The organism is Streptomyces sp. NPDC050610 (assembly GCF_040654875.1).
Taxonomy (GTDB): Bacteria; Actinomycetota; Actinomycetes; order Streptomycetales; family Streptomycetaceae; genus Streptomyces.
Genome location: NZ_JBFAIV010000016.1, coordinates 38,993 through 51,138, shown reverse-complemented (window position 1 = coordinate 51,138; position 12,146 = coordinate 38,993). Strand labels below are relative to the sequence as shown.

At 70.7% G+C, this 12,146-nt stretch carries 11 protein-coding genes and 1 pseudogene; 6 read left to right on the top strand and 6 right to left on the bottom strand.

Annotated features, from left to right (window positions below; all coding sequences use genetic code 11):
• Window positions 1–27: 27 nt before the first annotated feature.
• A complete protein-coding gene (locus AB0I22_RS20675; RefSeq protein WP_363132280.1) occupies window positions 28–423 on the bottom strand; it encodes a cupin domain-containing protein in 396 nt (131 codons plus the stop codon).
• Between the two features lie 52 nt (window positions 424–475).
• Here AB0I22_RS20675 and AB0I22_RS20670 point away from each other — a divergent pair, with 52 nt between their 5' ends.
• Complete coding sequence (locus AB0I22_RS20670; RefSeq protein ID WP_363132279.1) at window positions 476–1,471, top strand: helix-turn-helix domain-containing protein; 996 nt, start codon at window positions 476–478, stop codon at window positions 1,469–1,471.
• Window positions 1,472–1,576: 105 nt separating this feature from the next.
• Here AB0I22_RS20670 and AB0I22_RS20665 read toward each other — a convergent pair whose 3' ends face one another.
• Window positions 1,577–2,995 (bottom strand): endonuclease/exonuclease/phosphatase family protein, encoded by a 1,419-nt coding sequence (locus tag AB0I22_RS20665; RefSeq protein ID WP_363132278.1) that lies wholly within the window; start codon window positions 2,993–2,995, stop codon window positions 1,577–1,579.
• 201 nt (window positions 2,996–3,196) lie between these two features.
• On the opposite strand from AB0I22_RS20665, the gene AB0I22_RS20660 reads away from it, so the two are divergent.
• Complete coding sequence (locus AB0I22_RS20660) at window positions 3,197–3,430, top strand: hypothetical protein (protein ID WP_363132277.1); 234 nt, start codon at window positions 3,197–3,199, stop codon at window positions 3,428–3,430.
• A 55-nt stretch (window positions 3,431–3,485) separates the two neighbouring features.
• Here AB0I22_RS20660 and AB0I22_RS20655 read toward each other — a convergent pair whose 3' ends face one another.
• From AB0I22_RS20655 to AB0I22_RS20645, 3 genes and pseudogenes are all read right to left on the bottom strand, one after another.
• Window positions 3,486–3,854, bottom strand: a complete 369-nt coding sequence (locus AB0I22_RS20655) for a VOC family protein (protein WP_363132276.1) — start codon at window positions 3,852–3,854, stop codon at window positions 3,486–3,488.
• A 56-nt stretch (window positions 3,855–3,910) separates the two neighbouring features.
• Window positions 3,911–4,315, bottom strand: a pseudogene (locus AB0I22_RS20650) (SDR family oxidoreductase); the annotation flags it as partial.
• A gap of 226 nt (window positions 4,316–4,541) precedes the next feature.
• A complete protein-coding gene (locus AB0I22_RS20645; RefSeq protein ID WP_363132275.1) occupies window positions 4,542–5,147 on the bottom strand; it encodes a TetR/AcrR family transcriptional regulator in 606 nt (201 codons plus the stop codon).
• 65 nt (window positions 5,148–5,212) lie between these two features.
• On the opposite strand from AB0I22_RS20645, the gene AB0I22_RS20640 reads away from it, so the two are divergent.
• The 3 genes from AB0I22_RS20640 (at window position 5,213) to AB0I22_RS20630 (ending at window position 8,462) form a co-directional block, all read left to right on the top strand.
• The gene (locus AB0I22_RS20640; protein ID WP_363132274.1) at window positions 5,213–6,109 is read left to right on the top strand and encodes an oxidoreductase; all 897 of its coding nucleotides are present in this window, start codon (window positions 5,213–5,215) and stop codon (window positions 6,107–6,109) included.
• A 129-nt stretch (window positions 6,110–6,238) separates the two neighbouring features.
• A complete protein-coding gene (locus AB0I22_RS20635) occupies window positions 6,239–7,054 on the top strand; it encodes an alpha/beta hydrolase (RefSeq protein ID WP_363132273.1) in 816 nt (271 codons plus the stop codon).
• Between the two features lie 112 nt (window positions 7,055–7,166).
• Window positions 7,167–8,462, top strand: coding sequence for an alpha/beta hydrolase (locus AB0I22_RS20630; protein ID WP_363132272.1), 1,296 nt, complete (start codon window positions 7,167–7,169; stop codon window positions 8,460–8,462).
• A gap of 107 nt (window positions 8,463–8,569) precedes the next feature.
• Here AB0I22_RS20630 and AB0I22_RS20625 read toward each other — a convergent pair whose 3' ends face one another.
• Window positions 8,570–10,573, bottom strand: coding sequence for a PE-PGRS family protein (locus AB0I22_RS20625; RefSeq protein WP_363132271.1), 2,004 nt, complete (start codon window positions 10,571–10,573; stop codon window positions 8,570–8,572).
• A gap of 376 nt (window positions 10,574–10,949) precedes the next feature.
• Between AB0I22_RS20625 and AB0I22_RS20620 the strand changes: the two genes are divergently transcribed.
• Window positions 10,950–12,116: a permease gene (locus AB0I22_RS20620; protein ID WP_363132270.1), complete on the top strand. Its 1,167-nt coding sequence runs from the start codon at window positions 10,950–10,952 to the stop codon at window positions 12,114–12,116.
• Window positions 12,117–12,146 lie beyond the last annotated feature (30 nt).

Sequence of the window (12,146 nt, the reverse complement as noted above, 5' to 3'; positions counted from 1 at the left end):
GCTCGGAGGTTTTACCCAGCCCCTGGATCAGGTGCTGAGGGAGTGCCCGGTCGTCGCGTCCACATGGTCCGGGACCTCATCGTGGCGATCGCCCACGGTCAGCGTCCCTGTGGGCTCGAACATCAGCATCGCCGCACCGGAGGGGGCGCTCGGCTTGTGCTCCGTGCCTCGGGGGACGGTGAAGACCGCCCCTCGCGGGAGCCGGACCGTGCGCTCCCCGCCGGGCTCGCGCAACGAGATGCGCAGCTCTCCGTCGAGTACCAGGAAGAACTCGTCGGTGTTCTCGTGGACGTGCCAGACATGTTCGCCCTCGACCTTGGCGATACGGACGTCGTAGTCGTTCACGCGCGTGACGATACGAGGGCTCCACAGGGCGTCGAACGAGTCCAGAGCCGCGCTGAGCAGGAGGGGTTCGTCGTTCATGACCTCATCCTGTGCCGTGCGGCAGGAGGGGCGTGAGTGCTAGAAATCGCACATGGCGAAAGAATCCTCGCATGCACCGCGTCCGGCGGACGGTGTGCACCGCGTCGTCGTGATCGTCGACGAGAACTCGAACCCCTTCGAACTCAGCTGCGCGATCGAGATCTTCGGGCTGCGCAGACCGGAGATCGGCCGCGACCTCTACGACTTCAGCCTCTGTTCCCCCGAGCCCCGCACCGTGATGCGGGACGGATTCTTCACGCTCACGGGCGTCGCCGACCTGGAAGCGGCCGATACGGCGGACACCTTGATCGTCCCCAACCGCCCCGACATCGAGGTGCCCCGCCGCCCCGCCGTCCTCGACGCCGTCCGACGGGCGCACGCGCGCGGCGCGCGCCTGGTGGGCTTCTGCAGCGGAGCCTTCACACTGGCCGAGGCCGGAGTCCTCGACGGCCGCCGGGCTACCGCGCACTGGCAGTGGGCGGATTCCTTCCGGGCCCGCTTCCCCTCCGTCCACCTCGCACCGGACGTGCTGTTCGTGGACGACGGCGACATCCTCACGGCCGCGGGGAGCGCGGCCGCCCTCGATCTCGGGCTGCATGTGGTCCGCCGCGACTACGGCGCGGAGATCGCCAACTCCGTGAGCCGGCGACTGGTCTTCGCGGCGCACCGCGACGGCGGACAGCGGCAGTTCGTGGAGCGCCCCATGCCCGACACGCCCGACGAGTCCCTGGCGCCTGCTCTGGCCTGGGCCCAGGAACGCCTGGAGTCACCGCTCACGGTCGCCGGCCTCGCGTCACACGCGGCGGTCAGCCCGGCGACCCTGCACCGCCGCTTCCAGGCGCAACTGGGCACGACGCCGCTGGCCTGGCTCACGGCGCAACGTCTCGCCCTGGCATGCAGGCTGATCGAGCGCGGCGAGGCCCGCTTCGAGGTCGTCGCGCGGCGCAGCGGGCTCGGGACCGCCGCCAATCTGCGTACGCTGATGCGCCGGGAGACGGGCATCACCCCGTCGGCGTACAGGCGCCGGTTCGGGCCGGAGGCGAACTGAGGGGGCGAGGGGAAGCTGCCGTGGCGTCGTCGTCGCTGCGACGACGCCACGGCAGCCCAAAGGCGTCAAGGCCCAGAGGCCTCAAGGCCTCAATGCCTCAATGCCTCAGCCGAAGGAAATGGTGGCGTCGAGCATCTTGTGGTCGGACAGCCCCGTCTCGGTCACGCCGCAGCGGTACGTGGCCTGCTTGGGTCCGAAGATGTAGTCGAGCTTCAGCCTGCCGTTGGTGATCGCGCCATCGCGCTTGCCGCCCGTCGCGGGCTGGTCGCACTCCTGGAAACGGTCGTAGAACGGCACCGTCACGTCAGCCGGCCCGTCCCCGTCCTTGGCGTCCGGCGGCGACGTGTTGAAGTCACCGCCGAAGACGGCGCGGTAGCCGGGCTTGTCGACGGCCTTCAGCATGGTCTGCACCTGCGCCCTTCGGTAACTGCCGTCCGGGTCATCCCACTTGGCGCCGCCCGTGCTGAAGTGCGCGGCGCAGAAGTCGACCGCGAGCGAGGGAGCGGTGGCGCAGAGGGCGGTGCGCTGTTCCTTGCCCGGGGGAGAGGGCAGCGGGTAGGCGGCGTACCAGGTGTTCTCGTCCGGTACGGCCAGGGCGACGCCGTACGAGCCCCGGTCCGCGCCGGTGCTGTCGGCGTGGCACTGCTTCTGCGCGGCCACCCCGCCGCCCGTACCGTCGACGAGGAGCTGGATCGGCGCGAACCGCACGGCCCAGCCGCGGCCGGTGACCTCGCCCAACCGCTTTTCGACGGGCTGGGCGTGCTTCTCGCAGAACTCTTCCAGGAGCACGGCGTCCGCGGACGTCTTCTTGGCGCGCTGGGCGACGGCGTCCGCCAGCGGACCGGCCGTCGAACGGTAGAAGTGACAGGCGGCGGCGCCGTTGTTGTTGGCGCAGGCGTTCCACTCCATCACGTGCACCGTGCTCGCGGGGGACGAGTGGGCCGGGGCGTCCGTACCGGAACTGACGCCGCCCTCCTTCTGGAGGCGGAAACGCTCCCAGGAACCGGCCGTGGCGGAACGGGCGCGCAGCAGCCCCGCGTCCCCGCCGTCCCCGTTGACCTCGGCTGATACGTACTTCCCGTTGGCCTGGGACCGCAGCGTGTAGGACCCGTCGGCGGCGCGGTCCAAGGCGAAGCGCTCCCAGGACCCGATGTGCGTACCGCGGGCACGCAGCATGCCGCTGTGGTCCGCCGGATCCTCGACTTCGGTGGACACGTAGTCGCCATTGGCCTCGGCGCGCAGCGATACGGTCTTGCCGCCGTCATCGCTGTGCAGCGTGAACCGCTCCCATGCGCCGGCGCTGTCGGAACGGGCGCGCAGCTTGCCGTAGTCGCCGCCGCCGTCGTGTATTTCGGTGGATATGTATTTGCCGTTCGCCACGGACTGGAGCGTCCATCTCTGTCCTGTCGACGAGGGCGGCGGCCCGGCGGCGTGGGCCTGACCGGCGGGCAGGCCCACGACCATGCCTGCCACGCCGAGCAGCGCGCAGCATATGGCGGCGAATGGGGAGAGGAGACGGCGCATTCAAGCCTCCGTATCGAGGGAAATGGGACCGGCCCATTATGAGGCAGGGTGCTGACGGCCTCGGCCGGCTGCCAAGGTGCGCATGCTCCGCCAGTACACGAGCGGATTCCGCGACTTCGCGCGCCACCTGCCTGGGAGCGGCCTGCCGGGTCACGTCGAGGGATGCGTCGATGTACGTCCAGGAGTTGCCGTGCGTCGGCAGTGATCGACGTAGCCCTCGATCAAGTCGTCGGCCGCGTCACGCAGTTGCCCTGCGAAATGAGCGGCGACTGTCGGCAGAGCGAGCCGGTCGGCCTGTTCCCGGCCGCCGGGGCGGTGCGCGGTGTCGCACCGCCGGCCGGCTTCCGTGATGCGATCGTCCAGGCCCTGGAGAGCGGAGAGCGCATGAGGCGAGTACGCACGGCAGTTCAGGATCCCCAAGGCGTACTCGCCTGATCGGGCGTGCTGTTCCTCGGGGCAGGGGCGGCGCGGTCTTCCGCGCCGTCGTGGGTCAGGCGGGGCGGAGGCAGAAGGGGTGTCCGGCCGGGCTGGCGTACACCCGGGAACCTTGCTGCGCGGGGTCGGCGGCATCGTTGGCCGGCCGCAGCCGTCGGCCGCCGGCGGTCCGGACCCGCTCGTCCGCGGTCCCCATGTCGTCCGTGGCGAGGTCGAAGTGCATCTGCTGGGAGTCGCCGTCGGGCCAATGCGGCGGCGCGTGCTCCGGGGCGTGCTGGATCACGATCACGGGGAGCCCGTCGGTCTGCAGAAAGTGGTGCGTCGCCGTTCTCGTGATCGTTCCGCCGAGCAGCCGGTACCAGAACGAGTTCTCGCTCTCCAGGTCCGCGGCGTCCGCGACCAGTGATGTCAGGGTGACGTTCATGGTGTCCCTCCTCGATTTATGGGTGGGGCGGCCCAGGGCTTCTGGGCGGAGGCGGCTCAGACCGTGGGGATGATGCCGCCGTCGACCCGGAACTGGGCGCCGGTGAGCCATTTGGCGCGGCCGGAGGCGAGGAACGCGATCAGCTCGGCGACGTCCTCGGGTTCGGCGGGGTGTCCCATCGGCACCTTCAGGTGGTCCACGATCTGGCGCTCGACGTCGTCGATGCCGACGCCCTGGCTGTCGGCCATCTGCTGGAGGTGTTCGGCCGCCCCCTCGGTGACGACGAAGCCCGGCAGTACGCACACCACGCGTACGCCGTGCTTTCCCACGGAAGTCGCCAACTCGCGGCTGTAGGCGTTGAGCGCCGCCTTCGACGCGGCGTACGACGCCTCGTCGGGCTGGGGGAGACGGCCGGCTATGGAGGAGACGTGCACCACGACGCCCGAACCGCGCTCGACCATTCACCGGGTGTGGTGGCGCTCCGCTACGCGTCGGGGGGTACCGCACCCGCGGTTGGTCGCGCGCCCGATCGCGCATGGCAGGCGTCGGGTGCGGGGGAGGCGGACTGGCTGCCGTAGGCGGTGTTCAAGCGGGGCGGGAGTGGTTGGGAGAACTCCCACGCGGGTTCGTGCGGATCGAGGAATCCGGCGTACCGCTCGCCGCGGACGCGCCAGCCGAGATGATCCCTCAGGTGCGCGGGCGGGCGCCCCGCAGGAACTGTTCGACCGCGGTCCCCACGAGCTCGTCGAGCCGTGCCGAGTCGATCATGTTGCTGTTGACCATGGTGGCGATGCCCTGCGCGGTCGCGAACAGGACGATCCCGATCCGCTCGGGGTCCCCCGATTCCAACTCGCCGTGCGCCTGCCCGTCTTCGATCAGTTCGATCATCTGCGCGAACGCGGCTTCAGCGGCGTCGGCGATCTGTGTGGCGCCCGCCCGGTGCTTGCTGGAGTTCATGAGTTCGAGCAGCGCGGGGTTCGCGGCGGCGAAGCGGACGAAGGCGGTCACGGTGTTCCGTACGCGGGCGGGGAAGTCGTCCTCGGCTTCCGCCAGCGCCGCGCGCAGTGTGCCGCCCAGTCGGACGAAACCGGCCTCGGCGAGCGCGTCGAGCAGTGCCTGACGATCTGTGAAATGCCGGCGCGGCGCGGCATGGCTGACGCCGATCTCCCTTGCCAGGTCCCGCAGTGAGAGCTGATCGGCCCCGCGCTCGCGCAGGCCGCGTTCGGCGGCGTCGAGCAGCGCGGTGCGGAGGTTTCCGTGGTGGTAGGGCCGTTGTTCGGCGGATTCTGGCACGGGCGTCAGTATACCAAGGCAATGTAGTCATTGACTGCATTGTTTCCAGTGGCTACATTGAGGTCATGTCAGGATTCTCCGCTTCAGACGTTCCTTCCATGACCGATCGCACCGTCGTCGTCACCGGCGCGAACAGCGGCATCGGACGCGTCACCGCCCGCGTCTTCGCCGAACACGGCGCGCGTGTCGTACTGGCCGTACGCAACCGCGAGAAAGGGCAAGCCGCCGCCGCGGCGATGACCGGTGACGTCGAGGTCCGCCTGCTCGATCTCGCCGATCTTTCGTCGGTCCGGGCGTTCGCGCGGGACTTCGCCGAGCCCATCGATCTGCTGATCAACAACGCCGGCCTGTCGCTCCCGCCGCCGTCCCGTACGGCCGACGGTTTCGAGTTGCAGTTCGGGACCAACCACCTCGGCCACTTCGCGCTCACGAACCTGCTCCTGCCCCAGATCCGGGGCAGGGTCGTCACGGTGGCCTCCCTCGCGCACCTGATCGGCTCGATCGACTTCACCGACCTCAACTGGGAACACAGGCGCTATCGGGGGAACCCCGCCTACGGGCAGTCCAAACTCGCCAACCTGCTGTTCACCGCAGAACTTCAGCGCCGCCTCGGCACGGCCGGCTCGTCGGTGATCGCCACCGCCGCGCACCCAGGGATCTCGGCCACGAACCTGATGAGGTCCGAGACCCCGACCCTGCGTTACCGCGCGGGGAAGGCCATGATCGGCATGGTCACGCAGAGCGGCGACGACGGCGCCCTGCCCACGCTCTACGCCGCCACCGCCGACATCCCCGGCGACAGCTACGCCGGCCCCGGCCGCCTGATGGGACTCCGGGGCGCGCCGCGACTGGTCGGGCGCACGGCAAAGGCACGGAACGCCGAGGTGGCGCGGCGGCTGTGGGATATCTCCGAGGAGCTGACCGGCGTCACATTTCCTCTGGACATCCGACAGGCCGCCTGAGGCCTCTCTCGGCCGTTCGGACTCCGGCTGGGACGCGGCTCTGGACCCGAGAGTCCGCTTCAGCGCCGGAGGCCGACCGATTCTCACCGAGGCCGGTCGGCGTGGCGAGGGCGGCGTTAGCATGCGCGTATGCGTGGGTTCTTCACAGTTGGTCAGCAGCGATTCTCGTTTCTGGACTTCGGTGGTCCGGGTCTCCCGCTGCTGGCGTTCCACGGGCATTACAACGAGGCATCGACGTTCGCCCCGCTGGCCCAGGCGCTGACGCCGCGATGGCGAGTGATCGCCCTGGACCAGCGGGGGCATGGTGAGTCCGACCGTGCGCAGAGCTATCAACGGTCCGACTACGTCGCTGACATCGCGGCTTTCCATCGCCATCTGGGAATCGGGCCGGTGGCCGTTCTCGGCCATTCCCTGGGCGGTGTGAACGCCTATCAATTCGCCGCCCGGAATACGGACCAGGTCACCGCCCTGATCGTCGAGGACATCGGCGCCGTGGTGAACGCCGACTGGTCGATGGCGACGAGGCTGCCTCTCAACGCACCGTCCCGGCAGGCGATGATCTCCGCTCTCGGGCCGACGGCGCCTTATCTTGAGTGCTCCTTCCGCCAGTTCGACGACGGCTGGGGATATTCGTTCGACATCGATCACACGGTGCTGTCCCACAAGGCCCTCACCGGCGACCACTGGAGCGACTGGGAATCGGTGACCTGTCCGACTCTGTTGATCCGGGGAGCGGACAGTGAAGTACTGGCGCGGGACCACGCCCGGGAAATGATCGCCCGCGGGGCCGGTCGGGTTCAGCTGGCCGAACTATCAGCCGGTCACGTCGTGCACCGCGACGCTCCGGACCAGTTCGCCGACACGGTGCGTGCCTTTCTGTCCCAACTCCCCGCCGGTCAGCGGGCGTCAAGCGCGTCCCGGACAGAGGCGCGGCGGTACTCGTGACCGACGACATCGTCCGGGCGGGGCAGCACTCGACGGGGTGGCGTCAGGGCCACCCGGGTTCAGGGGGCTACCCGGATGTCGGGGTGATCGGCGCGCTCGTAGTGTCCGAGGCATGAAGGATGAGACGTACAAGGTCGCCGCCCCCCTCCGATCACCACGGAACGACCGCACTTGGCGGAGACGGCGGGGGATCGCCGCCGCCGGTGCCCTGCTGCTGGCCGCGGTCGCCGCGACACCGGCGGTCGCGGCGGTGGGGCCCACCGCATCGACCCGGGCAGCGGAGACCGCCGGCGCCTCCCGAGGAGCGTTGATCGCCGTCACGCCGGTGGCCGCCCGGGACACCGGGCAGGTCAGACGGTTCCTCACCGAGTATGGGGTGGCCGCCGACTCGTTACGGTACGGCGTACGGGCGTACCAGCTGACGTACCGGACCGTCGATGCCTACGGCAAGTCCACCACGGCCACCGGCCTGCTCACGCTCCCTGACGGCGGCGGTCACCGCCTCGACCTCGTCTCCGATACGCACGGCACGATGGTCGACCGTTCCTACGCGCCCTCCGTCGCGGACGACTACGGCCGCATCCCCTCCTACCTGAACGCGAGCGCCGGACGGGCCGTCGCCGCCCCCGACTACCTGGGCCTCGGCGGGGGCCCCGGCCGCCACCCGTATATGGACACGCGCTCCGCGGTGACCGCGTCGGTCGACATGCTGCGCGCGTCCCGCAGCGCGGCGGACCGACTCGGCCGGCCGCTCACCGGTGACGTCTACGCGACCGGCTTCTCCCAGGGCGGCCAGGTCGCGATGGCGCTCGGGCGGGCTCTGCAAGGGGGAGCCGACCGGCACTTCCGGCTGAAGGCGCTGGCTCCGATCAGCGGGCCGTACGACTTGGAGGGGCAGTCGTTCCCGGCGTTGTTCGACGGCCGGGTCAACGACGCCAGCGGCGTCCTCTACGTCTCGTACTGGCTGGTCGCCCAGAACCGCTTGCGCCCCCTGTACAAGGACCCGGCTGAAGCGTTCCGCGCGCCGTACGCGAGCCGCGTCGAGGGGTTGTACGACGGCGAGCACAGCGAGGAGGAGATCTTCCGGGCGCTGCCCGCCACGGTGGAGGAAATGCTCACCCCCGCTTTCCGCGCGAGGATGCAGCACCCCACCGGGGAACTGCTGGAGGCCATACGCGCCGCCGACCACACCTGCGACTGGAAGCCCGCCGCGCCGGTACGGCTGTACGCGGCCGCCGGCGACACGGACGTACCCATGGCGAACGCGACCTCCTGCGCCACGCGGCTCGCCGAACACGGGAAGCGGGCTCCGGTGCTGAACCAGGGGGACGTGAACCACGTCGGGTCGTTCAAGGCGGCGGCGCCGAAGGCGGCGCGGTTCTTCGACGCCGTAGGCGACCGCCGGTGAGCCGGTGACACCGTAGGCGGACGGAGGCGGAAGCCCCGGCGAAGATCCGTACCACCTGTCGGCCTGCCGGCACAAGCCCCGGGCTTCGAGCCCCCCGGTCGCCCGGGTCACGGCCCCGGCGGGGCGGTGGCGGCGGGCTGGATCTGACGGAGCATCCACTCCGTGACGCGGACGGGCAGCCCCGGATGCGCGGCTGCCGCCCGCGCGGTGTCGATGTCCCGCAGCAGCCGGATCAGTACCCGCGCGGGCAGTCCGGGGTGCCGGGCAGCCGCGTGGCGTACGTCGTCGTGCGGGTCGTCGAGCAGCCGCACCGCCGACGCGGGCGACAACCGGGGGTCGGTAGCGGCCCGGTGTCGTACGTCCCGATCGCCGTCCCGGCTGAATCGCTCGACCAGCCCGGCGGTCGACGCCGGGTCGTCCAAGGCCAGTCGGCGCATCCGCGGATCGGGGTCGTCGGCGTAGCGAAGCAGGCCGCGGCGGGGGAAGTTCGGGTGCCCGCGGGGGCGATCGGGGGCGCTGAGGCTGCCGGTCCACCACTGCCACACCCTCAGCAGCATGTCCGCGGGCGCGTCGTCACAGGTCTCCGCGAGGAAGAGCTGGACGACGCGGTCGTCGTCACGGGCGAGGCGTTCGACGACGTCCGGCGGGAGGCGCCGGGCCCGGGCGATGCTCCTGCGTACGAGGGGGTGCGAGGACGCGGCCAGGCGGCGCATGGCGTCCAGGTCCTCGTGCAGCGCCATGACCCAGCCGAGCGGGCGGTAGTGGACGTGCGGGTCGAAGTCGATGGGAATGCGCGCGCGTTGCTCCTCGGTGAGGTCGGAGCGTGTGGACACCGCGAAGCGGACGGCGGCGTCGGGATCCTGGGCGAGGAGACTGACCAGGTCCGGATCCAGGCGCGGGTTGCCGGCGAGGGCGCGGCGCTGGTCGCCGGAACCGTGGTGGGCCAGGTGTTCGGCGAGGCCGCGCTCCAGACGGCAGGTCTCCACCGCGTGGTTGTCGAGTTCCTCGGTGTCGAAGACCGATCGGGGCATCGGATGCTCCTGGTGGTACTGGAGCAGCGCCTCCGCGCGGACCGCGGCGGCGGGGTCGCCCAGCAGCTCGTTCCGAGCCGGACCGGACAGATGAGCCCACGCCTTCCGGCAGGCCGCGGCCCGTACGGACGGGTCGGCGTCGGCGGCGAGGGCGGTGAGTATGCGTACGGGCAGCCCTGGGAAGCGAGTGGCCTCCGCGCGGACCCGCGCGCAGGAGTCCGCGGCGAGCTGCTCGTACGCGGCGGGGGTGAGGTCGGCCCGTCGGTCCGCCGCGAGGAGGGTGAGGATCCAGCGGCGCCGGGCCTCCTGTTCGCCGAGGATCAGGCGGGCCAACTGCTCAGCGGTGATGTTCGGCTGGACTTCGGCCAGCAGCTCCCGCAGCTTCCGGTCCGGGTGGGCCATGGCAGCCTCGACGACCGGCGTCGGCAGGGGGCGCCACAGGAGGTGGTGCGACAGGCCCAGGAGGCGGGCGCGGAGGCCGTCGGGCGTGGCCGGGTTGAGCGCCAGCCCATGCGCCCACATCTCGCGCAGCCTCTTGGACGGTCCCGGTCCAAGACGCAGCGCCTCCCAAGCGGCCTCCCGCTCTTGAGGGGTCTCCTGAGCCGCTGCCCGCGCGATCGCCTCTTGCCGCTCTCCGATGCGGTCCTGCGTGACGAGCCAGACCTCGTACTCCTCCGTCGTCGCCCCGAGCAGCGTGCTTCCGTCGGTCGACAGGGCGACGAACTCCGGCTGCCCGGGCCGCTCGCCGAGGACGCCGGCGAGGTCCCACCGACCAGTGAGCCGCACCCTCGTCCAGCGCCTGGGCGCGCCGCCCGTCCAGTCGCCGGCGACATCGATGAGGAACACGCCGTCGTCACCGATGATCCCGTTGTGGACCGCGAGCCGGTGCCACTGCGCGTTGAGTTCGGCGACCAGGCCGGGCAGGTCCCACCGCACGGCGACGGCCGGCTCGGCGTCGACCGAGGCGACCGGTCGCCAAGCGGCGCGGGGCGGCAGCACCTCCTCGACCCGTCCGTCCCCGACGACTTCCAGTCCCGCGCGCCGCAGCAGCTCTCCGAGCTTGTCTCTCCCACACACCATGGGGACTTATCTTGCCCGAGTCGGCTCCGCGCCTTGCCGATGACCGAGGCCGAACAGCCCGCCCGGAGCCTGCTGGCGCTGCCGCTTCCGGCGGGGTCGCGTTCCCCCGCTCGCTCCTGGATCCGCTGAGCGGCTCGAAGGTCCGGCCGACGCCGGATTCGTCACCTGTCCAGGCCGTAGCCGGGGTGCTGTGCCGAGCGGGGTACGGGACGGCTGCGGGGAGCGCAACGCTCTCGGGGGCGAGGCACCGCGGGACGCGCGGCGGGCGTGAGCGCGGACGGCGGGTTGGGACGTGTTATCGCCGCTGGTCGAGCTACCCCTTAGGGGTACACGATTCGGGCGGTGCGACAGGCTCGTCCGGGGAAGGAGGGCACCCATGCAGGCAATCTGGCACGCCCTGTCGATCACCGGGTCCATGGCGTGGGAGATCGCTTGGGCCCTGATTCTGGGCTTCACGCTGTCCGCCGTGGTCCAGGCCGTGGTCCGCAAGTCCACCGTCGTCTCCCTGCTGGGCGACGACCGCCCCCGCACCCTGGCCACCGCGACCGGCCTGGGCATCGCCTCCTCGTCCTGTTCGTACGCGGCGGTGGCGCTGGCCCGTTCCCTGTTCCGCAAGGGCGCGGACTTCACCGCGGCGATGGCCTTCGAGATCGCCTCCACCAACCTCGTGGTCGAACTCGGCGTGATCCTCGCCCTGCTGATGGGCTGGCAGTTCACCGCCGCCGAGTTCGCCGGCGGCGCGCTGATGATCGCCGCCTTGGCGGTGCTGTTCCGCCTGCTCCTGCGCGACAAGCTGCTGAGCGGAGCGCGTGAGCAGGCGGAGCGCGGCGTGTCCGGCTCCATGGAGGGGCATGCGGCGATGGACATGTCCGTCCGGCGCGGGGGCTCCTTCCTCCGCAGACTGGTCTCCCGCGAGGGCTTCACCTCGGTCTCCCACGTCTTCGTCATGGAGTGGGCGGCGATCCTGCGCGACCTCGTCATCGGCCTGCTGATCGCCGGCGCGATCGCCGCATGGGTGCCGGACTCCTTCTGGCGCGCCTTCTTCTTCGACGGCCACCCGCTGGCGTCCAGGCTGTGGGGGCCGTTGATCGGGCCGCTGGTGGCGATCGCCTCGTTCGTGTGCTCGGTGGGCAACGTGCCGCTGGCCGTCGTGCTGTGGAAAGGCGGCATCAGCTTCGGCGGCGTCGTGTCCTTCCTCTTCGCCGACCTGCTGATCCTTCCGATCCTGAACATCTACCGGAAGTACTACGGCGCCCGCATGGCCCTTTTCCTGCTCGGCACCTTCTACGCGTCCATGGTCCTGGCCGGGTACGTCGTCGAGTTCGTCTTCGGCCCGCTCGGCCTCGTCCCCGACAGCGCCGATGCCACCGTCCCGGACAGCGGGGTGAGCTGGAACTACACGACCTGGCTCAACATCGTCTTCCTCCTGCTGGCAGCAGCCCTGGTCATCCGATTCCTGCGCACGGGAGGAAGGGGCATGCTGGGCATGATGGGCGGCTCGCCGGGCCCCGACCACGCCCAGCATGGCCACGCCCACCACTGAACCTCTCGCGTAACGGCGCCACATGCGCGT